This is a genomic window from Parabacteroides sp. 52, from assembly GCF_010500925.1.
Classification (GTDB): Bacteria; Bacteroidota; Bacteroidia; order Bacteroidales; family Tannerellaceae; genus QVMG01.
Genome location: NZ_QVMG01000007.1, coordinates 22144 through 46426, shown reverse-complemented (window position 1 = coordinate 46426; position 24283 = coordinate 22144). Strand labels below are relative to the sequence as shown.

Genomic DNA, 24283 nt, shown 5'->3' with positions numbered 1-24283 from the left:
TAAGATGAAAAAAAATATATTAGGAATTCTCGGAATCATATGCCTGTTTTTATTTGTCTCTTGTGAGGATTTTCTGGACAGAAGCCCTCTGACAGAGATTACAGCCAAGGATTATTTCAAAACAGCATCCGACCTGGAAACGTATACCAATAGATTTTATCAGACATTCATCTCGGTTCCTATCGATGATGTAGGTTCCGATAATGTGACAATCAGTACCAACGCCAATACGATGTATACCATGGTGAATAGTAATGGTGTTTCATCCAGCAATGTGGGTGGTTGGGATAAATCCGACTGGGAAAAGTTACGTCTGATCAATTATATGTTGGATAATATTCACCCGGAAGAAATGACTATCGCAGAAGCAGACCTGAATCATTATATCGGCCTTGCCAAATTTTTTCGCGGAGATTATTACTACAAAAAAGTAAAAAATTATTCCGCCGTTCCTTATTACGACAAAGCGATGGTTGATACGGATGAAGATCTTTACAAAACGTCGGACTCACGCGAAGTAGTGGTCAATGCTGTTATCAGCGACCTGGAGTTTGCCGCAACGCATATTAAACCGGCTTTAGGTCAACGTACGCGTGTGAATCAATATGCCGCATTGGCTTTATTGGCCCGTGTGTGTCTGCATGAAGCGACTTATCGTAAGTATCATACGGAATTAGGCTTGGCAGCATCTGCGAACACCTTCCTGGAAAAAGCAATCAGTGCCTGTGAAAAGATCATGAATTCCGGACAGTTCGAAATCTATGGTTCGAGTGCCGCTGACTATGCTGCCTTGTTCTGCTCCCCTAAATTGAGAGATAATAAAGAGATCCTTATGTTTATGGAGTGTGACCAGACTTTAGGGAAAGGGAATAATACGCATACTGTATTGGGTATGTATTGGGGGCTAACCCGCTCGCTGATGGAAGATTACCAGATGAAAGACGGTACCGCTTTCAATCCGTTGAAAGCAGACGGTACCCATAAATCGTATCTGGAACTTTTTGAAAACCGCGATCCGCGCTTCAAAGAAACATTTGCCTATCCGGGCTTTAACATCTCCCCGGAGATTGCAGGCAATAGCGACTATATTCCTAAAACGACTTACGGAGGACTTGACCAGATCAAATTCTATCCCAAGCAGACTTCACAACGTGTAGGTTGGAATATGAATTATACCTCATTGCCTTTATACCGCTATGCGGAAGTCTTACTGATTTATGCAGAGGCCAAAGCGGAAAATGGTTCCTTGACACAGGCCGATTTGGATAAGTCAGTGAATCAAATAAGAGCACGTGTGAGTATGCCGAAAATCAATTTGTCAGGAAATGTTCTGGAGGATATCCGTCGGGAAAGAAGGATTGAATTGGCTTGTGAAGGTTTTCGTTTGGACGACGTTAAACGTTGGGCTAAAGGCGAAGAGCTTATGGGCAAAAGACCACAAGGTATTTATATCCATGGTTACGGAGCATTCGATGTGACAGGCGATGGAGAACCGGATGTGGCTATTTTGCATGATGCAGATGATTTAAGTCCGATTGCTCATTTACCGGCAGCTGTTCAGGCGAAAATCGAAAAAGAATATTTGTATGACAGCAATGGAAACAGAACAAGTATTTATTTGAGTTCGGCTGACGGCAAATCAGGATATTTGGAGTTTGTAACAAGCGAAAACCGGAAATGGGAAAATAGATTCTATTATATGCCTATTCCCAAACATCAATTGCAATTAAATCCGAATTTGATACAATCTCCTGGTTGGGAAAATTATTAATACACATTTAAAACGATAAAAAAAGTTCTGCTCTTTTTGAGCAGAACTTTTAACAATGAATAACCTTAGTGATAAAATACTATGGGAAAACTGCTTAGAAAGCAAAAATGAAGCTTTCGAACAGTTATACCGAAGATATTATCCTCGGCTCTATGCCTATGGATGCAAGATGACCACAGATAAAGACATAGTCCAGAATATTATCCAGGACCTGTTCGTGAAAATTATGACGGACTATAAAAGATTACCACACCTTGACAATGTAAACGCCTACCTTTTCCTGGCTTTCCGCAGACGGCTGTTTGCCGCCAATAAAAACAAACAAATTCTATTCATAGACGATCTCTCGGATCTGCCGGACATATCTGATATAAACGACGAAGCGCACATCCTGGATAAAAAGATCAATAAGATGTATAAAGCGTATAAAAAGCTGTCAGCCAAACAAAAAAAGATTATTTATCTGTATTATATCTGTAAAATGGGACATGACGATATTTCTCATCTCCTGGGAATAAATAACCAATCCAGCAAAAATATGCTGCACCGCTCGCTTGTCAAATTACGCACACTTTTCTTTCTGGAGATCAGGTAAGTCTCAGAACCGATTGTGTTTGAAGAGACGTTTCTCGGCTAGTTTCTCGTACTTCGTTCCCGGGCGGCCATAGTTGGCATAGGGGTAGATGCTGATGCCACCCCGGGGGGTGAAAATGCCGGTGACTTCGATATACTTCGGATCCATCAGGCGGATCAGGTCTTTCATGATGAGGTTGATACAATCTTCATGGAAAGCACCGTGATTCCGGAAGCTGAACAGGTATAGCTTCAGGCTTTTGCTTTCGACCATCTTTATGTCGGGGATATAATCGATATGGATGGTGGCAAAATCCGGTTGCCCGGTGATGGGACAAAGGCTGGTGAATTCCGGACAATTAAACCGTACCCAATAATCGTTTTCTATGTGTTTGTTCGTAAATGCCTCCAGCACCTCCGGGGCATAATCCTGTTTGTATTCCGTTTTACTTCCCAACAGGCTTAATTCGTCTTCTCTTTTCATCTTTTTTCTTGTATTTAGTTTTTATTTTTTCAGGGGGTATTTTACTGTTGATAGCTATCGTCAGTAGTAACGATAGCTATCATCAGTAGTAACGATAGTTGTCGTCAGTAGTAATGATAGCTATCAACACTAAAATATTCCTCTATTTACGCCTGCGCAAATAGGTTTCCAAGCCTTCCCTGCGTAAGGTACAAGCCGGGCAATGTCCGCAACCTTCTGCCGGTATACCGTTGTAACAGGTGAGTGTGTGTTCGCGTACCAGGTCGAAGACTCCCAAAGTGTCGGACAATTCCCATACTTCGCTTTTGTCCTTGTCCATTAATGGGGTATGAAGAACGAATTGCTCATCCATGGCCAGGTTTAATGTGACGTTCAATGAGCGGATAAAAGTATCCCGGCAATCCGGGTATCCGCTGTAGTCTGCTTCGGACACCCCCGTTACAATATGATATATGCCTTTGCTACGTGCCAGGATGGCAGCGAAAGTAAGGAAGAGCATATTGCGTCCCGGGACGAAAGTGTTGGGGTAAGAGTCGGACGGCTTCTCTTCATCCATGACGATGGATGGGTCTGTCAAGGAGTTGGGTGCCAGTTGACTAAGCAGGGAGATGTCCAGTAACTGAAAAGGGACATGGGCATTTGCCGCAATTGTCCGTGCATTTTCAATCTCAAGTGAATGTTTTTGACCGTAGGTGAAACAAACAGTTTCTACTTCGGCGAAATGTTTCAATGCCCAGAAAAGGCAGGTAGTGGAGTCCTGTCCGCCGGAAAAGCAGACCAGGGCAGCGTTTTTATGTTTCATACGTTTCTTGTTTTTAATACGTGGTTAAGCAAGCACACGGAAAGGAAAATCCTTTCGGGGACAAAGGTAAATAAAATAAAGAAATTAAAATGTATACGTCCAACTGAATGAGAATATTCTTACTTTTGCATACTTAATGAAAAGTATACGAAAGGAAGTGAATGATTGAACGTATATACATACTTGAAAATGTGGATCCGGTGATTTTCTATGGGGTGAATAATAGCCATATGCAGTTGATAAAAACGCTGTTTCCGAAATTGCGTATTGTAGCCCGTGGGAATGTGATGAAGGTGATCGGGGAGGAGGAGGAATCGGAACTCTTCCTCAAGAAGATCCGGGAGCTGGAGAAATATTGTGAAGAGTATAATTCATTGAATGAAGAGGTGATTCTGGATATTGTGAAAGGAAAGATGCCTGTCGTTGTCAAACAGGAGAACCTGATCATTCATGGTATGAATGGAAAACCGATTACGGCACGTACCGAAAACCAGCAGTTGCTGGTGAAAGCCTTTGATGAGAATGACCTTGTTTTTGCCCTCGGACCTGCCGGAACGGGAAAGACCTTTGTGGCGATTGCTTTGGCTGTCCGTGCGTTGAAGAATAAACAGGTAAAGAAAATTATCCTGAGCCGCCCGGCCGTTGAAGCCGGTGAAAAACTGGGATTCTTACCGGGTGAAATGAAAGACAAACTGGATCCGTACTTACAACCTTTGTACGATGCCTTGCAAGATATGATCCCGGCAGCCAAGTTGAAGGAATATATGGAAAACAATGTGATACAAATTGCTCCTTTGGCTTATATGCGCGGACGCACATTGAACGATGCGGTGATTATCCTGGATGAAGCACAGAATACGACTACGCACCAGATTAAAATGTTCCTTACGCGGTTGGGGATGAGTGCCAAGATGATTATTACTGGAGATGTTACCCAGATAGACCTGCCGGTTACTGCCACGTCCGGCTTGGTGCAAGCCATGCATATCCTGAAAGGGGTGAAAGGCATTGGTAAGATTGAATTCAATAAAAAAGATATAGTCCGTCATAAACTGGTACAACGAATCGTTGAGGCCTATGATAAGTTTGATGCCGCTAAGAAAAAAGAGATATTGGCAAAAAAGCAGGATAAGATAGAAAAAGAAAAAAACTAAAAGAATAAAGATATGAAGAAGGCGCTGACAAAAACAGACTTTAATTTCCCGGGACAAAAAAGTGTATACCATGGTAAAGTACGTGATGTGTACAATATCAACGACGAGCAACTTATCATGGTGGCTACCGATCGTATTTCGGCATTCGATGTGGTTCTGCCCGAAGGTATTCCTTATAAAGGACAGATGCTGAACCAGATTGCGGCTAAATTTCTGGATGCGACAGCGGATATTTGTCCGAACTGGAAGCTGGCTACTCCCGATCCGATGGTAACAGCCGGTGTACAATGTACCGGATTTCCTGTTGAGATGATTGTGCGGGGCTATCTTGTGGGCAGTGCCTGGCGCGCTTACAAAGCCGGCGCACGCGAGATCTGCGGCGTAAAGATACCGGAGGGTATGCGGGAAAATGAACGTTTCCCCGAACCGATTATAACTCCGACCACCAAAGCGGAAATAGGGGAGCACGACCAGGATATTTCCCGGGAAGAGATCTTGAAGCAAGGCTTGGTGTCTGAAGCAGACTATCTCTTGTTGGAGAAATATACCATGGAGTTGTTTATGCGTGGAACGGAAATAGCGAAACAACGGGGGTTGATCCTTGTGGATACCAAATATGAATTTGGCCACCGCGATGGTAAAATCTATCTGATTGATGAAATCCATACGCCTGACTCTTCGCGTTATTTCTATCAGGAAGGATATGAAGAACGTTTTGCCCAAAATGAACCTCAGAAACAGCTTTCGAAAGAGTTTGTGCGGGAGTGGTTGATGGAAAACGGTTTCCAGGGAAAAACAGGACAGGTGGTTCCGGAAATGACTCCGGCTATCGTTGAAAGCATCAGCGAACGTTATATCGAGTTGTATGAACATATAACCGGTGAGACTTTTGTGAAAGAGAATACGGATAATTTGTTGAGTCGCATCGAAAAGAATGTGACAGACTATCTGAACGCCTGAATTTATTCCTATGACAACGTATGGTCCGGAAAAGATTCTTCCTTACAATAAGGAGGAAGAGAAGACGGTGCAGGTCAAACGTATGTTTGATGCGATTGCCGGTGCTTACGATAAACTGAATCATATATTGTCGTTGGGACTGGACAAAGGATGGCGCAGAAAAGGAATCGCTTTCCTGAAACCGTATGCCCCTAAACAAATCCTGGATATTGCCACCGGTACAGGGGATTTGGCTATGGCCATGTATCGTTCCCTGAAACCGGAACATATCGTCGGTGCCGATATATCGGAAGGAATGATGGACGTAGGGCGTAAGAAGGTGGCGGATGCCGGATATGCCGGGCATATCTCTTTTGCCTATCAGGACAGCCTAGCTCTTACGTATGCAGACGGTTCGTTTGATGCTGTCACTGCGGCTTTCGGGGTGCGTAATTTTGGAGATATTGAATTAGGCCTTTCGCAAATGTACCGTGTACTGCGGCCCGAAGGCCATGTGATGATCCTGGAATTGACAACGCCGGAACGGTTCCCCATGAAACAACTCTACAAAATATATTCCGGAACAGTCATTCCTTTGGTGGGACGATTGTTCTCCCGGGAGAAATCAGCTTATACCTATCTGCCGGCTTCTATCCGGGTGGTTCCCCAGGGAGAGGTTATGGCAGATTTATTACGTAAGATCGGTTTTACGGAAGTGAAGGTGCGTACGTTTACCTTTGGCATTTGCTCACTATACACAGGAAAAAAAGAAAAATAATACGACTCTATTATGGACAAATACGGTTTAATAGGTTATCCTCTTGGACATTCGTTCTCAAAAACCTTCTTTAATCAGAAGTTTTCAGCAGAAAAGATCGAAGCAGAGTATGTCAACTTTGAGATACCTCAGGTAAAAGAACTCAAGAACGTACTCAAAGAGAATCCCGAACTGCGTGGACTAAATGTTACTTTACCCTATAAAACACAAGTGATCCCTTTGTTGGATGATATTGATGAGGATGCCCGGGCGATTGGAGCCGTCAATGTGATTAAGTTTACCAAAGGTCTGTTTGGCAAGCTGAAGTTGAAAGGATACAATTCGGATATCATCGGATTTAAACAATCGATCGACCCTTTATTGAATTCCTCTCACCGGAAAGCGTTGATACTGGGAACCGGAGGTGCGTCGCGAGCTGTATTTCAAGGACTGAAACAATTGGGGTTGGCTTCCACCCTTGTCTCCCGTACGCCTCACGAACTTGGCATCACCTATGAAGATATTACCCCGCAGATCATGAAAGAGTATACTGTCATTGTCAATACGACGCCTGTCGGTATGTATCCGCATGTAAATGAATGCCCTCATATCCCTTACGATCTGTTGACTCCCAACCATTTGCTCTACGACCTTCTCTACAATCCGGATGAAACGCTTTTCATGAAAAAAGGCAAAGAGAAAGGGGCTGTTGTGAAAAACGGACTGGAGATGTTGCTTTTGCAAGCATTTGCAGCCTGGGATATCTGGCAGAAGTAATCTCGGGAAGAAACTTAAACAGATTGAAATGATTCATTGTACACATATAGAACAAGACCTGATACGCATCAGGCAGAACTCTCCTCTTATACACAACATCACAAACTATGTCGTGATGAACAATACGGCCAACGCCCTCTTGGCAATAGGGGCTTCTCCGGTTATGGCGCATGCCGTGGAAGAGGTGGCTGATATGGTAAAGATTGCTTCCGCTGTTGTTCTCAATATCGGCACATTGAATGAGGAATGGGTAGAAGCCATGCTTATAGCCGGACAGACGGCGTTGGTCAACAACAAACCGCTCATCTTTGACCCGGTAGGAGCGGGGGCAACCCCTTATCGGAACAATGTATGCCGGCAAATCATCGAAAGGTGCAAACCTGATATTATCCGTGGAAACGCTTCTGAGATCATGGCCTTATGTCATGTACATACACAAACAAAGGGGGTAGATAGCACCGATAGCTCTCATGCTGCATTGGACTCGGCCAAACAACTGGCTCGCCAGACTGGTGCCGTTGTCGTAATCAGTGGACAAACGGATTATATAACGGATGGTGAACAGGTAGAAACCGTTCAAAATGGAAATACGATGATGGCCTGTGTTACCGGTATGGGATGCACTGCCACGGCTGTAGTGGCGGCTTTTGCGGCTGTCAACAAGAATATGTTGGAAGCGGCAACACATGGTATGGCCCTTATGGGCATAGCCGGAGAAATCGCAGCTGCCCGTTCCGCCGGAAATGGCAGTTTGCAACTTCATTTTCTGGATGAGCTCTATAGCATGCAAATAGAAACAATTCGAAAACATCTAAAAGTATAAAAAGAGTGATGGATATACGTCTTTACCTGGTTACCGACCGTTCTCTCTCCCAGGGCCGTCCTCTTTCCTGGGTGGTTGAGGAGGCTGTGAAAGGAGGAGTGACAATGGTACAGTTACGGGAAAAAGATTGTCCGACCGGTGAGTTTCTTTCCCTTGCCATCGCTTTGAAGAAATGTTTACAGCCTTATCGCGTACCCCTGATTATCAACGATCGCTTGGATATAGCCCTGGCCTGTGATGCGGAAGGATTGCATATCGGTCAACAGGATATGCCTTATAAGGTAGCCCGTCGTTTGTTGGGAGCCGATAAGATTATCGGCTTGTCTGTCGAGAATCTTTCGGATGTGGAGCAGGCAAATGCCTTGGATGTCAATTATATTGGCATCTCTCCGGTGTTTGATACATCAACAAAAACGGATACGGCTACTGCCCTTGGCTTGGAAGGTGTTCGTGAAATAACCCGCCTGTCGGTTCATCCCAGTGTGGGTATCGGAGGGATAAATGCCTCCAATGCGGCAGCTATTGTGGAAGCTGGGGCTACAGGTATTTCAGTGGTCTCGGCGATTATGTCGGCAACAGACCCGCAAAAGGCTGCCGCTGAATTGAAACAAATCATTCATCTCTCTCCATCTAAATGATACACAATGAAAAAACAATATAAAAGAGCCCTTACCATTGCCGGAAGTGACCCCAGTGGGGGGGCAGGTATCCAGGCGGATCTGAAGACTTTCTCAGCCTGTGGCTGTTTTGGTACCACGGCTATTGTCGCTGTTGTCGATGAAAATACAGTTGGTGTAACCGGGGTTCATCCGGTTCCGGTTTCTTTTGTTGCCGGTCAGATCCGGTCTGTACTGGATGATATCGGGGCAGATGCCATTAAAATCGGTATGCTTCATTCCTCTGAACTTATTCGTGCGGTAAAAGAAACCCTTTCTTGTTATCCGATACGTAATATCGTTCTTGATCCGGTAATGGTTGCCACTTCCGGGGATAATTTACTGCAGAAGGAGGCTGTGGATACCTTGAAAAATGAATTGATCCCTTTTGTGCGTGTGATCACCCCCAATATTCCGGAAGCCGAAATCCTTCTTGGTCACAAAATCTATAAGCAGGAGGAACTGCCGGTTGTGATCAAAGACCTTTCCTGTAACCGTTCGGTATCGGTATTATTGAAAGCAGGACATCTTCATGACGATTTGTTGATTGATATTTTCTACAATGCTGAAACGGATGAGATCATCGAACTCCCTTCCCAGCGTATCCATACAAAGAATACACATGGAACAGGTTGTACTTTATCTTCCGCCATTGCCGCCTACCTGGCACATGGTGTCTCCTTAAACGAAGCTGTAGCCAAAGCCAAAGCTTATATCAATCAGGCACTCATCGCCGGTTCCCAATACGAAATAGGGAAAGGACATGGACCGGTGCATCATTTTTTTGATTTCTGGGAATAGCTTTTTTTCGTTTGCTACGATGCTTTTGTAAAACGAAAACTGCACATTTGTATATAAAGTGTGCGGTTTTTTAACAAAAGTATATATCTTTGCGCCCGTAAACCTCGCAGAGGGGTTACGATTAAGCTATTAATTAATAATTATTTTATGAAGAAAATTATTACTCTTGCCTGTTTGTCTATGCTTCCATTCACATATGCGTCCGCTGAAGGATATCAGGTCAATGCGCAAAGTACCAAACAAGCAGCCATGGGGCATGTCGGGGTTTCTATGAAATTAGGTGCAGAAAGCATGCATTTCAATCCGGCAGGCTTGGGATTCCTGAACAAGAGCGTAGATTTGTCCGCCGGAATGACAGGCGTTTTTGCGAAAGCCAAATTCTCTCAACCTGATGGATACAAACATCAATCAGATAATGATCCGAGTACACCGCTCTATTTCTATGGAGCATTTAAAATTTATGATTTCTTGTCTGCGGGTATCAGCGTGACCAACCCATACGGCAGTTCGATGGATTGGGGACTCAATTGGAGAGGATCAGCCTTTGTACAGAACATCTCTCTGAAATCATTTTCAATTCAACCAACTATCGCTTGGAAATTGACTGACCGTCTGAGCCTGGGAGCGGGTATGATGGTTATGTTTGGAGATTTCACTTTGGGACGTGCCTTGATCCCAGCCGGTGGGTTGGAGAAGTTACGCGTATTGCAAAGTCCGCAGGTGAATGCTATATTGGATAAATATAAAGATATTCCGGCTGCTTCAGCTTCTTTATCAGGGGATGCCGGTGTACGTTTAGGATATAATATAGGAGCTATGTTTGATGTTACCGATCAGATAAGCTTAGGTGTCTCTTACCGTTCAAAGGTGAAAATGAGAGTGCCCGAAGGACATGCGGTTATGGATTATGCCAACGAAGCGGAATTGAGAGGACTTCTTGCTCTTGTCAATCCGATCCTGGTAGCCAACAAGCAGAAAGAAATCGTTGTGCCTCCATTGGATAAAGGAACCTTCGATGCGGAATTGCCATTGCCTTCTAATTTCAATGTAGGGCTTACTTATAAACCGAATGATCGTTGGTTGGTTTCCGGTGAAGTGCAATTTGTTGGCTGGGGAGCCTATAAGACTTTGAATGTACAATTCTCTCAGGAAGTATTGGGAGGATATAATATTGAAGCCCCTAAAGAATATAAAAATACACGTATATACCGTCTGGGCGGACAGTTTGCTGCTACCAATCGTTTGGATATACGTTTGGGTGCCTATTATGATGAAACACCTGTACGGACAGATTATCTGAATCCGGAAACACCCAGTATGAATAAATTGGGACTGTCTACCGGTTTTAGCTTCCGTCCTTTGGAGAACTTATCTGTCGATATGGCGTTTACCTATATCACTGGTTTTGGACGAGATGGGTCGTATACGGATAAACTTTCCGGAGATAAACTAGAAGGTCATTATGACGTACATGCCTTTATGCCCTCTTTGGGAATAAGTTATGCCTTCTGATAAAAGGAAAAGAAAAAAGAAAAACGGCTAAGTACCTCGCGTATTTAGCCGTTTTTTTAATTATTTCACCCCCATCCCCCATAGAATCGGAATACTGACCGTAAAACCTACCGAGTCGTATTTACCTCTCTCCAACCCGACAAAGACGCCTATCCTGCCTACATCCTCGATGCCCAGCGAATATCCTGCCTCCGTATGGTTTTTATGAGGGATCCACAATGTCTTCAGATGCAAAGATTCATTAAACATATAACTCTGTAGAAAAGGGATGTGTTTTAATAATAAATAGGCCGATGTGTAGTTCAGATGCGCATTCAACCAGCGTTTATTCGTGGAATAAACATAATTATCTAAGAGGTTGAAGCTGTATGCCAGCGCATTTCCGGTGATAAACAATTCATTGGTACGGAAATGTTTGTAATCCGGGAAGGCGACAGGGTCGTTCTGCGAGAAGAAACCTCCGTGCACCGCATAGGTGATATTGTCAAATTCATTCAATGGAATGTTTTGATGAATGCCCGCATCCCAACAATGGTAGTTGCCCAGCTTATTTATCCCTCTCACATAGCTGGCCGAGATGGTCGGGAAAGAAGAGTGCATATAGACTTTTCTCCCCCGTTCGATCGAGTAATAGTGGCGGGGTGTATATTCCAGATGAACCGCATATTTGGTCGTACTGTTATTGGGCATGTATATGTCTCTGTTTCCCGGTATATTCGCTTCCGGATGCTTTCCGAAAATATGAAAAGAGAGATTGTTCTCCAATGTGTTCCTGTCTTCGTGGGAAAAACCGAGGGTCAGATTCAGACCGTTGGCCAGATCGACTTTGTTAATCACTTTAATAAACTTTTTCTGATAAAACTTAATAGGGTTTTTCCCAAAGAACAAAGAAGAAAGCGAATTGATAAAGCGTAAATCTCCTTCATTGCTGAAGTCGGCAGTCGTATTTCCTCCGGAGAGGGTAAGATTCCCGTTTCTGAGAGGGGCATAAGTGAAGTCCCCGTTTATCTCCCAGTTCACGGTTTGACGGCCGGTTACATAATAGGCCGAAGGGGAGATCTTGATCTCGGAGCCTTTCTTTATCTTTTTATGCAGCGTCAGGCGTTGGCCAAGCCATACCCCGTCCACAAAATTGTATTCCGGAACAGCGCCTATCAACCCGTTGTATCCCAGACTTATGCCTTTGCCCAAAGAGAATGTATGTCCTCCGGTTATTTTTCCTAAAATCCCGTCACTGTTAGCACCGGTACTGATAGTAATGCTTCTTTCGCCGGACTCATTGGCCAATTTGAGACTGTCTTTCATTTTATAACTCTCCACTTCTTCCGGACGCAGAGGCAGATCCCGTATATTGGTCCAATAGCTTGAATCCCTTTTACTCGCCAGGGAGTCGACGGTGATTCTCACACTCGAATTATTGGATAATAGCTCCAGCGACTCGTGAGCTTTCCGCTGTTCCTCCGGTTCGACAACCTCTTTCATGAGTTGAGCCATTTTGTAGGCATCCCGGTTATTGAGGTTCTCTTTTTGGGAAAGAATATCCAATTTCTGTTGCGCCTTTTGTTGTTTTTTACTTTTCGGTTTTTCGGTCAAGACGGGCACGACCTGCTCTTCTTTTTTCCGGATCACCCCTTGGGCCTCGTTTATCTCAACCTCTTTGTATTGTATGGAAGAATAATATTTGCCCGTAGCTTTTACCCCCATAATATCCACCTTCAGATCCATATCATAGGCTGTCGGCAGGAAAGCATAGGGCTTAACTTCGTTGTAAGTGGCTGTGAACCGAATCGTAATCCCAAACTCCGTGGCGGAAAGATCGGCACTTTGTACGTTCCAACTGTTTGCAATAATATACAACCAACCGGTCACCAATTTGGGGCTTTTCTTTTTAGGCTGAACGCGGATCTTGTTTATCAAGTGTGTACCATCACTAGCTGCCCCTTCCCAGGTGAATTTATAATAGGTAAAAGCCTGGGGGGAAAGCGGAGAAATGCGTCCCATCGCGTTGGGATCGTATATATTGGTCGTGATAACATCCATGGCATCGGCCACATCTACATCCGATGGAATGTTGGAGGTGGCAGCAACCACCCGTTGATCGTAGGTGTTAGGGGCTGTAAAAATGACTTCGTTCTGCGACTCTATCAGGAAAAGCTTGTTTTCAATGTTCTTAATTTCCTCTTGACTGGCTCCGGCTTGTATCTTGAGCAGACGCGGTATTTTCTCTACTTTAAGCGTTCCTTTCAGATATATTTCCGATTCGTACCGTTTGATCTGATGCAAATAGAATGGAGCCATAGAGATGGCTTTACGCATAATACTATAGGCCGGATCCTCCCTTTTGGCATTTACCACTACCTCCCGAATGCTGTATGCTTTTATCTGTAATTCAATAGTTAAGGATACAGGCTCCTCTCCAACTGCCACCGACAGGCTCTTGCGCTCATAACCCAACGAACTGCATTCAATCGTGTAATTGCCTGCTTGCAAGGTCGTCTGAAACTCTCCCCGGTCGTCGGCCATAATACCCTGGGCTATCTCCCGGATGTATACGGAAGCGTTAAAAACCGGCTCTCCAGAAGAATCAACCACTTTCCCTTTTACGTTCTGAGCAGATAGGGGAGATAAAACAAGCATACACAGAAAAAGAAAGAATAGGTAATATGTTCTCATATAAGTCGAATGTTAAAATCTAGCGCAAAAGTACGTAGCAACAGCTCTTTTTGAAATAAATAGAAGTTAATTTACGCTTATTGATAGTTATATAATGTCTATTGAAGAAGAAAAAGTAAGGTTGTGTGTGAGAGCATGTCTTAAGGGAATTTCTGTTGCCGATGGGCTTCGACAATATTGCTGATGCCCATCGGCAATATTGCTGAACAGCATCGGCAATACTGCCGAAGCCCATCGGTAATAGATTACTGCCTTCGATTTATCGAATAATATTTTTCGTATTTCCGAATGAAAGCCATTAAATAATCGGCGCGAAGTATTGTTTATATATGCAAAAATAATGGAACTGATTATTTGTGTAAGGATGAAAAAAGAAATAATATATTGTGTTTTTGAAAAAAAAAGAGATACTATTGCAGTCTCTTTAAGGTTTTCATTTGTGTGTTCTTTTTGATTGTGTTTTTATGGATTTTAAATAAATGTGTTATGAAAATTAAAGTACTATTCTTATTCCTTCTTTATTGTTCCTTTTCTTATTCTCAAAATGGGAAAGAAGTTAACGTAAAAAACGTTTATTCCTATGAAAAAGCTTGGCTGTTTCATATTTCTTCCGGAGTAAATATTGATTTACCTAGTTCAACTTCTAATTCTCTTTCTCAATTACTCGGATCAAGAGCAGATATTGCTCCGGTATTAGGTGTACGTTTAACCCATCTTTTTTCAAAAAGAATAGGATGGTATGCCGATTTACAAATGAGTTTTTATAAAGAAAAAAAATCACCTTATCTGAATACCAGTCATCTGGGAGATTTAGGGGAAGCTTTAGTCGATAAACTTTTTTGGCCGGTATCCACAATGCGCCCTTCTATTCATGCAGGCGTCCTCTATCGCATCGAACAAAAGAAATGGAATCTCTATCCTGCAATCGGTTGGGGATATGGCTGTTATTTGCCTGATCGTAAATCAGAAAGAGGCAAAAAAAATGAAAATGGCGACCAGGAAAATGTCCTCTATAAACAAAATGCCTCCTTTTTCTTTTTGAACTTAGGCCTTTCTGCCCATTATTTTATATCCCCCAATACCTATCTTTCCCTCAACGCCAATTTCCAACAACCCCTCCAAAAATCCTCCGCCTACCTCATTTATTCCTCCTCCGAAAAAGCCCCCCAAAAACTCTCCTACCAAACCACAACCGCCGGCAGAAATTTAAATATTTGCCTCGGCCTCGGAATCGTTTTAGGGAAAAAGAAGTAGGGGTATGTATAGAATAACTAAAAATCAAATACTACTATTTTCTGAAAAATATTTATTCAATACATAGAATAAGGAATTGTTTCTATATCTTTAGCAAAAAAAGAGATTAAATGAGGTTTAAGTTAAAGATAAATGTAGGTAAAAAAAACTACGGTAATGCTCTTCCGATCAGTTATATGTATGAGCAGAGTGCTGTTATATACCGTATTTTATCATTGGGAGATGAAGAGTATACCAATTGGTTGCACGAGAACGGATATAATATAGGAAGTAAAAAGTTTAAACTGTTTAACTATTCTCCTTTTCTTATTCCTTCTTATCGAGTAGTAGATGATCGTTTATTTGTCTTAAGCGATCAAATGGAATGGTATATTACATTTCTGCCGGAGCGTTCTACAGAAACCTTTATTCGGGGGGTGTTTTCAGATCGTGTTTTTCAGATTGGCGATAAGAAAAGTAAGGTTCAATGTAAAGTTCTCAATGTAGAGGCGCTTCCTTCACCGACATACTCTTCTCAGATGACGTTTGAGACATTGTCACCGATATGTCTTACTCGTCTTGAGGCAAATGGGAAAACCACTTATATCTCGCCGGGTGATCCTTCTGCAAAAGATATAATGCTTTACAGCTTGACGGAGAAATATAGAATAATCAAAGGTGTTCCTTTCTCGGGAGATCTTTCGTCTTGTGCATTTGAATTACTTAATACTCCTAAGCCCAAGCTGGCAACTTTCAAAATTGGTACGCCTATGGAAACCCGAGTTAAAGGATATCATTGCAAGTTTAAAATAAGTCTCCCGAAAGAATTGATGGAGATTATGTATGAGTCTGGTGTTGGTTCCAAAGGGTCTCAGGGGTTTGGGATGGTAAGAGTATGCAACAAAACAATAAATAGGAATGAGTAAAATAGAGAATATTGATCGGTATTGGTTAACCACACCAACAGGAGATCCCTTCGCAGACATTGGCGGATATGTACTCGAGTACCTTATGGAGTTATGGCCTGATCTGTCTGTTATGGAAATGATTCGAAAGGTTACACATATATATGTGGGGAACTGGGATAATAACCTCCATAGTTTTTTTCTAAATTCAACAATCACTCATAATTCTAACAAGGGGCAGAAAGGAATAGATAAAACCTTAGGGTATTATCAAGGGCTAATTGATGAGGTGGGTGCTGTTGAAGGTTATTGTCGTATTACCGGACAGAAAGGGGAAGTGTTTCCAGCTGCAAGGGATAATCATATCATGTCGGGTTCTGCTACGTTAATAAACTTTCATCATGGTTATGAAGCGGGTATTATGTTGTCCAAAGAGGCGCTTATCCGTATCTTTTTTGTCCCTCTTGGTGTTGAGCAGTTAGGAGACAAAGTTGCAGCAATCATAAGTAACAAAGAAGAAGTGACTCGCTTTTTTGTTAGGAAGAATGTTGACAGCAATATACGAAACTTGGGAAGTGGAATGTCCAAAAGTATTCTAAAGTCAGACTTTTCAAACCCGACAAATGCGTTATTTGATTATGCTTTGCAATGTATCAATAATATAGACACAGCAATCGTAGATGCGGATGAGTATATTCCCAAAGAGCAAATAACGTTAAATCTTTTTCATTTTACCAACTTTGGAGCAAAACCAACAATTAGTTTGTATAGGCTTCCGGCGACCGTATTTTTCTTTTACAAATACTGCGTTATACATCATGCAAAAGAATGGCAAGATTTTGTGTACCGCAATTATTGGAATACTAAATTTAAAAATGCTACCTATAACGAAGTTGGCGAAAGCTGGAGTAGCCCGAAGGAAACTGTTGATTACCAAACATTTAAGGTGTGGAGAAATAATATTTTTGACAAACTGACAGAAGAGAAGTCAATACTCAAATATATATTGAAGTATATAAAGCTGTATCCTTTCAGTTTCAAAATAGTAGAAATATATCAAATAAATATAATGCATATGGATAAGAGAACTTTAGACAAAATCAAAGAACTTGCATTTTTTGTTGTTGACGAAAGAAACGAGGATGGAATTAAGGATAATGTGAAAAATATTAACCTTGCCAAGACTAGTAGCGAATTGAGTAGATCTTTAATCAAATTGCTTAAAGAAAACTACGAGCTGGGAAATAAGGCACCTCTGTTTACATTAGAAGAATATGTTTACTACTTATTCCCTGATGGAACATCCTGGAGAGATATTCGCAATTTGCTGTTGATAGCTATATATGATGAGCTTCATAAAAGGAATTTGCAAATAGAAACAAATGATGAAGGGGAAGATGAGGATGAAGACACAAATGACTAATCACTAATAATCAAAAGATATGAATCTAAAAACACAAGGGTTTATCCTATTAGATGTAGATGTTGTTGCATTAAACAATGCAGGAATAAGTAAGGCAAACAGTAATGACAATAATGTAGAGACAAAGAAAATCTACAAAGATGGTCGTTCGTATACTTATGTTTCTGGTCAAGCTTGGAGATATTGGTGGCGTGAAACACTTAAAAACAGCTTTGCATGGCAACTATCACCGATAACTAGAGATAGTAAGATCGCTTTTACAGAAGCGAACCCATTCGTATATCCTGATGATGATCTGTTTGGATATATGAGAGCGCCCAAGAAAGAAAAGAAAAAAAGTAAAAAAGGAGCTGATACTGACATAAAAGTTGAAGGAGAAAACAAAGATACTTTAACGCGTATATCTCCTTTAAAAAATTCAGTTTTTGTATCTGTTGCATCAACCAGTCCGGTTACACACTTGTCAAGCATGGCACGTCAAGAAGGGGACGGTGCGCTTTATGGCAAAGAAGAATATTCTGCCATAATGAAGGGTATGTTCTCACTGGATTTGTTTCAAGTTGGTACATTTTCTTCATACAACAAAACAGGTTTTAAGAATCTGACAGAAAAAGCGATGGACGAAGCTATTAAAAAGGGTTTTAACATTGTTGAGGATCCATTTGTTAGGGATACCAATGGTGTATCAAAAAGGATGATTCAATTACCAAGAAATATCCGTGTTCAACGCATAGTCGACACAATCGCAGCATTGAAAAACATCTCCGGCGGTGCTATGCAAACAAATAATATGGCAGATGTCACTCCAAAGTTTATCGTATTAGCCACAACGAACTCTGGGAATCATCCGTTCTCTCATATTGTCAAAAACGATGGAGTACGTGCAGAAAGAGCGCTGTTGAATGTGGAAGGCTTGCGAGAAGTCATAAGTGATTATCATGATCAATTCCAAGGAACTATATTTATAGGCAAAAGAAGTGGTTTTATGGATGAATATGATGCGGAATTAAAAGCATTAGAGGCAGACTTCCCAAATGTACGTGTGTTAACAGTGAACCAAGCGATAGACCAATATTGCGAACAGGTAACAACACAAATACCTTAATGGTATGGAAGTATATGTAGTTGATATTAGAAGTTGGACAGCCAGTTTTCGATATCCGAACTTGATTAGTGGGATGCAACCGACGTTGGAGGTGCCGCCTATTAGTACGGTATTGGGGCTAATCAATGCGGCTGCCGGATTTCTTGTGCAACACAAATCTTTTCAGCTTGGTTATTACTTCCAGTATGAAATGGAAGGGGAAGACTTGGAGACGATCTATCAGATAAAGAGTAAAGAAGGAAGGCCGACAAATGAAGCAAAATCAAATATCATTTCTCGTCGTTTTTTGTATAATAACTACTTGAGGATTTATACACCGGAGAAAGAGATAGCCGATTATTTCGAACAACCATACTATCCTTTATTGCTTGGAAGAATGAATGATTTGGCGGCCGTTTCGAGTAAACCGGAAAAGAAAGTGTTAAACGGGAAAGAATATGCGGATAAAATATGCGGACAAGTCATTCCATTTGAATATCGGTTACCGGGCCAAATACAAGCTTTGCCTATTTATTTCACGGATGATTTTCCACGTAAAAATGTAGGAACAAGGCCTTTCTCTGTCATTAATCATAAAGATTATGTATCGGGCAAAGTGCCGGTTTTTACTGACAAATTACCTGACGGGAAGGAGATAGATATTTATTTTCATTCTATAAGTTTTGAGAAGTAATGACATTGTTGGCAAAGTCGAAAGATTCAAAGAGTAACATATCCGCTCAAACACTAACAGAGCATATTAATGCATGTCTTTTAGTGTGGGAGCGGATAAAGTTTGCTTTCCCGGAAGTGGCGACTGTATCGGGTATAGGGGGGCGTTTTTGGGATATATTGCGACAATGCATTATTTTTCATGACTTAGGAAAAGCACATATTGAATTTCAAAAACTATTGCATGAGAAGCCAAATCAATGGAAGAACCAGCGACACGAGTTATTCTCAATACCTTTTGTGGATGCATTAACGAGTGAAGATCAAGAAATACTGTCTCTTATTCGTTTCGTAATCCTGGGACATCACAAAGACTATGAAACGTTGCGTAACGCAATTAGTTTTTATGAGATAGAGTCTTTTGGAGGATTATCAGGATTGGATGAAACGGAGAACTTTTCTGCCGCATTTGAAAATCATGTAGATATTGACGGCGTTAAACAAGTTCTTAATGAATTTGAGATAACAATAGAAACTGTTATGCCGAAATCGGTAAGTAAATGGATACATCAATATATAAGCAGACCATGTCGGTTGGATAATGACAAATCACTTCTTCTATTTCTTCTTTTTGGCGGACTAAAATGGTGTGATCATTTGGGGTCAGCTATGGTCAGTAATATCCCTGTTTTACATATGTCTGACTTTTCTTTTCTAGATTCCAAGCGTGCAAGACTTTGTCAGCAAGGATATGATTTTTATGCACATCAACTTGTTTGTTCACAAACAGTAGGAAATGTCGTATTGACTGCACCAACAGGTTCGGGCAAAACTGAAGCTGCATTATTATGGGCTCGAAAGCAGATGGAACAAAGTGGGCAGACGGGACGTGTTTACTATATTCTCCCTTTTACTGCTTCCATCAATGCAATGTATGAACGACTGAGCGAATATTTTGGTAAGGAAAAAGAAATGGTTGGAATGCTGCATGGTAAATTATCAGATTATCTGAATAATTATTTTGAAGATGCACAATATGACTTGGGTACTAAAAAGGAAGAAATTCAACAGATACGAAGTAAATTTCGTAGTTTGACTACATCCGTTAAAGTGGTTACACCGTTTCAATTACTCAAGCATATATTTGGGTTAAAAGGTTACGAGCAGGGGTTTTTCGAAATGGCTGGTAGTTATCTCATTTTTGATGAAATTCATGCTTATAGTCCGGATGTATTTGCCCAAATCAAAGTTCTTTTAGAATTTGCTCAAAAGTATTTGAATTCGCATGTTTTAATAATGACAGCAACAATGCCGAAATTTCTGCAAGCAGAATTGGAGCAGAGCATAAAAGGTCCCAAACTGGTTCAGGCAGATATAGACCTTTATAAGAAATTTGTACGTCATCGGGTAGTATTACAGGAAGGGCTATTAGCAGATTCTACAAGCAATATTATTGATTGTTTGCAAAGGGATATGAAAGTCTTGGTAGTTTGCAATACTGTACTCTCTGCTCAAAATGTCTTTCGTGATTTATGCAAGTATGTCGGTAAAGATGAGGCAGTCTTATTGCACAGTTCGTTTACTGGTAAAGATCGAAGCCTTAAAGAACAAATGTTAAAGCTAAATGACATCCGCTTGTTAGTAGGGACACAGGCTATTGAAGTAAGTTTGGATATTGATTATGATATAATCTTTACAGAGCCTGCTCCAATTGACGCTCTTATTCAGCGATTTGGGCGTGTGAATCGCAAGCGTGAGAAAGAGATTTGTGACTGTATCGTCTTTAGAGAAGCAAATAACTCAGATAAGTTTATTTATCCTACAGAAATAGTTTACAAAACTATTCAGGCATTGGAACAGATTATACATGAAAAAGGAGGTGTTGTGGATGAAGCGTTGTTGCAAAACAGTATCGATTTTGTGTATGACCAATGGGGTGAAGATGGGAAAACAAAATTTGACAAACAATACTTCTATCTAAATGAAGCAATTAAACTTCTTGCCCCAATGCAAAAGAACAAAGTTCAAGAAGAAGATTTTTACAAACAGTTTGATGGAGTTAAGATTTTACCACAATCGCTGGTAGGTGAGTATACCACTTGTATGAACCAATTTGACTATATCTCTGCTGAGAGTTACAAAGTGTCAATTAGCAGCAGAAGGTTTAAATACTGGATAATGAATGATTTTGTCCGTTTAGGTAGTGTGCATACTTCTAAAAAAGATAAAATCATAGAAAACCGTTATTACATGACGAATAAAACATACTCTTCTGAACTTGGTTTACTAATGGATGAAGAGGATTATTGGGTAGAATCTGATTTTTTATAGTTATGAAAATTATTGCCACCTTTTTTAATCTCTACCATGTATGCAAACGTGAGTTATGGTTGCATGCCAACGGTATCAGGTTTGAACAGACCTCCGATCTGGTTTATGAGGGTAAATTGATTCATGAGACTTCTTATCCTCAACGACCGGAGCGGTTTGAAGAACTGGAAATAGATGGGATAAAGATAGATTTCTATGATGCGCGTAATAAGGTAGTGCACGAGATAAAGAAATCAGACAAAGTGGAAGAAGCACATGAATGGCAATTGAAGTATTATCTCTATGTATTGGAAAGAAACGGTGTGGAAGGAGTGAAAGGAATACTGGAATATCCGACGTTGAGGAAAACGACACCGGTTATTTTATCGGATCACGACAGAGCGTATATAGAGGAGGTTGTTGCATCAATCAGGGTGCTTATCAATCAGGAGGATTGCCCACCTTTTGAACGTAAAAGTATTTGTCGTAATTGTAGTTATTATGATTTCTGTTTTATTAACGAAGAGGATATCGTATGAAAAAGACCTATTATCTGTTTAATCCCGGAAGGTTGAGCCGTAAGGATAATACGTTGAAATTTGTGCCTGTGACAGAGGATGAGAATGGTATTGTTCATGACGGGCAACCTCGTTATATACCGGTTGAAGGAGTGAACGAATTCTATGTGTTCGGTTCGTTGGATGTTAATAGTGCCCTGTTGAATTTTATGGGGAAACAGGATATCGCTCTTCATTTCTTTGACTATTATGAGAATTATACCGGATCGTTTATGCCGAAGGATTCTCTTCTTTCCGGTAAGATGTTATTGGCTCAGACAAGACATTATGAAGATATCGAGAAACGATTGGTTATTGCGCGTAAGTTTGTTGATGGAGCGGCTTATAATATGATAAAGAACTTACAATACTACAATCGAAGAGGAAAAGATATGGAACCGATCATGGAGATGATGAGTGCTTATAGAGAAAAGATACCGCTGGCAAAAGCTGTTCCGGAACTGATGGGGATGGAAGGCAATATCCGGCAAGCCTATTATGACGCGTTTGACCTGATATTGAATGATTTCAATATGGATGGACGTAGTAAGCAACCTCCTCAGAACGAGGTGAATGCTTTGATCTCTTTTGGTAATATGATGTGTTATAGTTTATGTTTAAGGGCTATCCATCAGACACAGTTAAATCCAACGATTAGTTATTTGCACACTCCAGGGGAACGGCGCTATTCATTGGCCTTAGATGTGGCAGAAATATTCAAACCGATTATTGTTGATCGGGTAATATTTAAGGTGTTGAATAGAAAAGAAATCCAGGAGAAGCACTTTCATACAACACTCAATAAATGTGTCCTGAATGAAAATGGGAAAAAGATATTTGTCAAAGGAATTGAAGAACGGATGACGGAAACGATCAAACACCGTAGCTTGAAGAGAAATGTGAGTTACAAGCATTTGATTAAATTGGAGTGCTATAAATTGAGTAAGCACTTATTGGGTATGGAAGAATACAAACCTTTTAAAATGTGGTGGTAAGATTATGTATGTCATTTTAGTCTATGATGTAGGAGAAAAACGCGTTGGCAAGATGTTGCGTCTTTGCCGGAGATATTTGAATTGGATACAGAACTCTGTTTTTGAAGGCGAGTTGACTGAAGTTAGGCTAAAAGAATTAATTTTATTGGCAAAAGAAATCATGAATAAAGAAGATGACAGTGTCATTCTTTTTACCAGTCGACAAAATCATTGGATGGAAAAGCAAGTCGTTGGGAAAGAGAAGAATAGCCTGGATCAGTTTTTGTGAATGTTGTCGATGTAAGAGAAATGGCACTTCACAGTATCTCATCCATTAGCCGAATTCTCCAAATAGGTCTTTGATTTATTGAAAATCAGATGTTTATATATGGTTGTCGTTCCTCGGGTAATTTTATACAATTGCAGATCGACAACTTTTTCATACAGAAACAACTCTTTTTTTCATTTAAAACCTTGGTTTTACGTCAAATTATATGAAATTTGCGACGGCTTTTAGTTGAACCTTGTGGAATTGAAATTTGTCTATGCGCTGTCTGTCTAACTGAGCCTTGGAGTCTTTTAGTTGAACCTTGTGGAATTGAAATACGGGAGAACTCGCGAAGTCTCTTAACGAGATAAAAACTTTTAGTTGAACCTTGTGGAATTGAAATGAAAAAGCCTACAAGCAGCAATTAAAGATAACGCGCCTTTTAGTTGAACCTTGTGGAATTGAAATGTCTAACATCTGATAATTATAAGGCGGCAATTACCGCTTTTAGTTGAACCTTGTGGAATTGAAATACTACTCTAAACCCTGCCTTCTCTGTGCGCGTGAATGCTTTTAGTTGAACCTTGTGGAATTGAAATGAACAACGAGAGAAGAAGGACTTTAAATCGTCAACGCTTTTAGTTGAACCTTGTGGAATTGAAATATCTTAATGAATTGGTAATTGTGCTGTTTGTCAAGACTTTTAGTTGAACCTTGTGGAATTGAAATTTCCCGGAGATCCCACCGATCACGGACGAAAAGTATCTTTTAGTTGAACCTTGTGGAATTGAAATTCAATGTAGGGGTTTTCGGTGTTATATACGCTCTTCTTTTAGTTGAACCTTGTGGAATTGAAATAAGAAACCTGGCTGTCACCAACGCGCAAAACAGAATTCTTTTAGTTGAACCTTGTGGAATTGAAATGTAAGTCTATCACCGAGGTGTCGAAAAACGAACAGGCTTTTAGTTGAACCTTGTGGAATTGAAATTTGTCTATGCGCTGTCTGTCTAACTGAGCCTTGGACTTTTAGTTGAACCTTGTGGAATTGAAATTTTTGAATAACTCCCAATTATTACTACCTTCTCTTTTTCTAACATAAACAACCGTGATATCATCTATATATTCGGCATCTTT

At 40.9% G+C, this 24283-nt stretch carries 22 protein-coding genes and 1 CRISPR repeat array; of the genes, 19 read left to right on the top strand and 3 right to left on the bottom strand.

Annotated elements, in window-relative coordinates; translation table 11 throughout:
• The first annotated feature begins 4 nt into the window (after positions 1–4).
• Both D0T51_RS05905 and D0T51_RS05900 read left to right on the top strand, forming a co-directional pair.
• On the top strand, positions 5–1771 hold the full coding sequence (locus D0T51_RS05905) for a RagB/SusD family nutrient uptake outer membrane protein (RefSeq protein ID WP_163726541.1): 1767 nt from the start codon (positions 5–7) through the stop codon (positions 1769–1771).
• A gap of 55 nt (positions 1772–1826) precedes the next feature.
• Positions 1827–2366 (top strand): RNA polymerase sigma factor, encoded by a 540-nt coding sequence (locus tag D0T51_RS05900; RefSeq protein WP_163726539.1) that lies wholly within the window; start codon positions 1827–1829, stop codon positions 2364–2366.
• Between the two features lie 3 nt (positions 2367–2369).
• Here the strand turns inward: D0T51_RS05900 and queF are convergent, their stop codons facing one another.
• Positions 2370–2828: a preQ(1) synthase gene (gene queF / locus D0T51_RS05895; protein ID WP_163726536.1), complete on the bottom strand. Its 459-nt coding sequence runs from the start codon at positions 2826–2828 to the stop codon at positions 2370–2372.
• Positions 2829–2970: 142 nt separating this feature from the next.
• The gene (gene queC / locus D0T51_RS05890; protein ID WP_163726533.1) at positions 2971–3630 is read right to left on the bottom strand and encodes a 7-cyano-7-deazaguanine synthase QueC; all 660 of its coding nucleotides are present in this window, start codon (positions 3628–3630) and stop codon (positions 2971–2973) included.
• 161 nt (positions 3631–3791) lie between these two features.
• Here queC and D0T51_RS05885 point away from each other — a divergent pair, with 161 nt between their 5' ends.
• The 8 genes from D0T51_RS05885 to D0T51_RS05850 all read left to right on the top strand — a co-directional run bounded on the left by D0T51_RS05885 (position 3792) and on the right by D0T51_RS05850 (position 11049).
• Positions 3792–4784, top strand: a complete 993-nt coding sequence (locus D0T51_RS05885; protein WP_163726529.1) for a PhoH family protein — start codon at positions 3792–3794, stop codon at positions 4782–4784.
• A gap of 12 nt (positions 4785–4796) precedes the next feature.
• Positions 4797–5744 (top strand): phosphoribosylaminoimidazolesuccinocarboxamide synthase, encoded by a 948-nt coding sequence (locus D0T51_RS05880; RefSeq protein WP_163726526.1) that lies wholly within the window; start codon positions 4797–4799, stop codon positions 5742–5744.
• 10 nt (positions 5745–5754) lie between these two features.
• Entirely contained in the window at positions 5755–6501 is a 747-nt protein-coding gene (gene ubiE / locus D0T51_RS05875; protein ID WP_163726524.1) for a bifunctional demethylmenaquinone methyltransferase/2-methoxy-6-polyprenyl-1,4-benzoquinol methylase UbiE, read from the top strand.
• A gap of 12 nt (positions 6502–6513) precedes the next feature.
• Positions 6514–7257: a shikimate dehydrogenase gene (locus D0T51_RS05870; RefSeq protein WP_163726520.1), complete on the top strand. Its 744-nt coding sequence runs from the start codon at positions 6514–6516 to the stop codon at positions 7255–7257.
• Between the two features lie 28 nt (positions 7258–7285).
• Positions 7286–8080, top strand: coding sequence for a hydroxyethylthiazole kinase (gene thiM, locus D0T51_RS05865; protein WP_163726517.1), 795 nt, complete (start codon positions 7286–7288; stop codon positions 8078–8080).
• Positions 8081–8088: 8 nt separating this feature from the next.
• Positions 8089–8718 (top strand): thiamine phosphate synthase, encoded by a 630-nt coding sequence (gene thiE / locus D0T51_RS05860; RefSeq protein ID WP_163726514.1) that lies wholly within the window; start codon positions 8089–8091, stop codon positions 8716–8718.
• A gap of 6 nt (positions 8719–8724) precedes the next feature.
• Positions 8725–9537, top strand: coding sequence for a bifunctional hydroxymethylpyrimidine kinase/phosphomethylpyrimidine kinase (gene thiD / locus D0T51_RS05855; protein WP_163726512.1), 813 nt, complete (start codon positions 8725–8727; stop codon positions 9535–9537).
• A gap of 147 nt (positions 9538–9684) precedes the next feature.
• The gene (locus D0T51_RS05850) at positions 9685–11049 is read left to right on the top strand and encodes an OmpP1/FadL family transporter (protein ID WP_163726510.1); all 1365 of its coding nucleotides are present in this window, start codon (positions 9685–9687) and stop codon (positions 11047–11049) included.
• 60 nt (positions 11050–11109) lie between these two features.
• Here the strand turns inward: D0T51_RS05850 and D0T51_RS05845 are convergent, their stop codons facing one another.
• A complete protein-coding gene (locus D0T51_RS05845; RefSeq protein ID WP_163726508.1) occupies positions 11110–13722 on the bottom strand; it encodes a DUF5686 and carboxypeptidase regulatory-like domain-containing protein in 2613 nt (870 codons plus the stop codon).
• A gap of 441 nt (positions 13723–14163) precedes the next feature.
• On the opposite strand from D0T51_RS05845, the gene D0T51_RS05840 reads away from it, so the two are divergent.
• From D0T51_RS05840 to cas2, 9 genes are all read left to right on the top strand, one after another.
• Positions 14164–14976: a hypothetical protein gene (locus D0T51_RS05840; RefSeq protein ID WP_163726506.1), complete on the top strand. Its 813-nt coding sequence runs from the start codon at positions 14164–14166 to the stop codon at positions 14974–14976.
• A gap of 110 nt (positions 14977–15086) precedes the next feature.
• Complete coding sequence (gene cas6, locus D0T51_RS05835; RefSeq protein WP_163726505.1) at positions 15087–15881, top strand: CRISPR-associated endoribonuclease Cas6; 795 nt, start codon at positions 15087–15089, stop codon at positions 15879–15881.
• Positions 15874–17283, top strand: coding sequence for a type I-B CRISPR-associated protein Cas8b1/Cst1 (locus tag D0T51_RS05830; protein WP_163726503.1), 1410 nt, complete (start codon positions 15874–15876; stop codon positions 17281–17283). Before cas6 ends, D0T51_RS05830 begins: the two co-directional genes overlap by 8 nt.
• Positions 17284–17302: 19 nt before the next feature.
• Positions 17303–18388, top strand: a complete 1086-nt coding sequence (gene cas7i / locus D0T51_RS05825) for a type I-B CRISPR-associated protein Cas7/Cst2/DevR (RefSeq protein ID WP_163726500.1) — start codon at positions 17303–17305, stop codon at positions 18386–18388.
• 4 nt (positions 18389–18392) lie between these two features.
• Positions 18393–19061: a type I-B CRISPR-associated protein Cas5b gene (gene cas5b, locus D0T51_RS05820; protein WP_163726498.1), complete on the top strand. Its 669-nt coding sequence runs from the start codon at positions 18393–18395 to the stop codon at positions 19059–19061.
• Positions 19061–21370, top strand: coding sequence for a CRISPR-associated helicase Cas3' (gene cas3 / locus D0T51_RS05815; protein WP_163726490.1), 2310 nt, complete (start codon positions 19061–19063; stop codon positions 21368–21370). The genes cas5b and cas3 overlap by 1 nt, the downstream gene beginning before the upstream one ends.
• A 2-nt stretch (positions 21371–21372) precedes the next feature.
• Positions 21373–21888: a CRISPR-associated protein Cas4 gene (cas4, locus tag D0T51_RS05810; protein ID WP_163726486.1), complete on the top strand. Its 516-nt coding sequence runs from the start codon at positions 21373–21375 to the stop codon at positions 21886–21888.
• The gene (cas1b, locus tag D0T51_RS05805; protein ID WP_163726484.1) at positions 21885–22901 is read left to right on the top strand and encodes a type I-B CRISPR-associated endonuclease Cas1b; all 1017 of its coding nucleotides are present in this window, start codon (positions 21885–21887) and stop codon (positions 22899–22901) included. Before cas4 ends, cas1b begins: the two co-directional genes overlap by 4 nt.
• Positions 22902–22905: 4 nt before the next feature.
• Complete coding sequence (cas2, locus tag D0T51_RS05800; protein ID WP_163726481.1) at positions 22906–23169, top strand: CRISPR-associated endonuclease Cas2; 264 nt, start codon at positions 22906–22908, stop codon at positions 23167–23169.
• A gap of 221 nt (positions 23170–23390) precedes the next feature.
• Positions 23391–24201: a CRISPR direct-repeat array (repeat unit 29 nt; unit sequence CTTTTAGTTGAACCTTGTGGAATTGAAAT).
• Positions 24202–24283 lie beyond the last annotated feature (82 nt).

Bases quoted from the DNA above. Each gene is read 5' to 3' on its own strand.
- queF (WP_163726536.1), bottom strand. From the start codon at position 2,828: ATGAAAAGAGAAGACGAATTAAGCCTGTTGGGAAGTAAAACGGAATAC.
- D0T51_RS05870 (WP_163726520.1), top strand. From the start codon at position 6,514: ATGGACAAATACGGTTTAATAGGTTATCCTCTTGGACATTCGTTCTCA.
- D0T51_RS05880 (WP_163726526.1), top strand. From the start codon at position 4,797: ATGAAGAAGGCGCTGACAAAAACAGACTTTAATTTCCCGGGACAAAAA.
- D0T51_RS05900 (WP_163726539.1), top strand. From the start codon at position 1,827: ATGAATAACCTTAGTGATAAAATACTATGGGAAAACTGCTTAGAAAGC.
- D0T51_RS05845 (WP_163726508.1), bottom strand. From the start codon at position 13,722: ATGAGAACATATTACCTATTCTTTCTTTTTCTGTGTATGCTTGTTTTA.
- cas2 (WP_163726481.1), top strand. From the start codon at position 22,906: ATGTATGTCATTTTAGTCTATGATGTAGGAGAAAAACGCGTTGGCAAG.
- queC (WP_163726533.1), bottom strand. From the start codon at position 3,630: ATGAAACATAAAAACGCTGCCCTGGTCTGCTTTTCCGGCGGACAGGAC.
- cas6 (WP_163726505.1), top strand. From the start codon at position 15,087: ATGAGGTTTAAGTTAAAGATAAATGTAGGTAAAAAAAACTACGGTAAT.
- D0T51_RS05830 (WP_163726503.1), top strand. From the start codon at position 15,874: ATGAGTAAAATAGAGAATATTGATCGGTATTGGTTAACCACACCAACA.
- thiM (WP_163726517.1), top strand. From the start codon at position 7,286: ATGATTCATTGTACACATATAGAACAAGACCTGATACGCATCAGGCAG.
- thiE (WP_163726514.1), top strand. From the start codon at position 8,089: ATGGATATACGTCTTTACCTGGTTACCGACCGTTCTCTCTCCCAGGGC.
- cas7i (WP_163726500.1), top strand. From the start codon at position 17,303: ATGAATCTAAAAACACAAGGGTTTATCCTATTAGATGTAGATGTTGTT.
- cas4 (WP_163726486.1), top strand. From the start codon at position 21,373: ATGAAAATTATTGCCACCTTTTTTAATCTCTACCATGTATGCAAACGT.
- cas5b (WP_163726498.1), top strand. From the start codon at position 18,393: ATGGAAGTATATGTAGTTGATATTAGAAGTTGGACAGCCAGTTTTCGA.
- cas1b (WP_163726484.1), top strand. From the start codon at position 21,885: ATGAAAAAGACCTATTATCTGTTTAATCCCGGAAGGTTGAGCCGTAAG.
- thiD (WP_163726512.1), top strand. From the start codon at position 8,725: ATGAAAAAACAATATAAAAGAGCCCTTACCATTGCCGGAAGTGACCCC.
- ubiE (WP_163726524.1), top strand. From the start codon at position 5,755: ATGACAACGTATGGTCCGGAAAAGATTCTTCCTTACAATAAGGAGGAA.
- D0T51_RS05850 (WP_163726510.1), top strand. From the start codon at position 9,685: ATGAAGAAAATTATTACTCTTGCCTGTTTGTCTATGCTTCCATTCACA.
- cas3 (WP_163726490.1), top strand. From the start codon at position 19,061: ATGACATTGTTGGCAAAGTCGAAAGATTCAAAGAGTAACATATCCGCT.
- D0T51_RS05885 (WP_163726529.1), top strand. From the start codon at position 3,792: ATGATTGAACGTATATACATACTTGAAAATGTGGATCCGGTGATTTTC.
- D0T51_RS05905 (WP_163726541.1), top strand. From the start codon at position 5: ATGAAAAAAAATATATTAGGAATTCTCGGAATCATATGCCTGTTTTTA.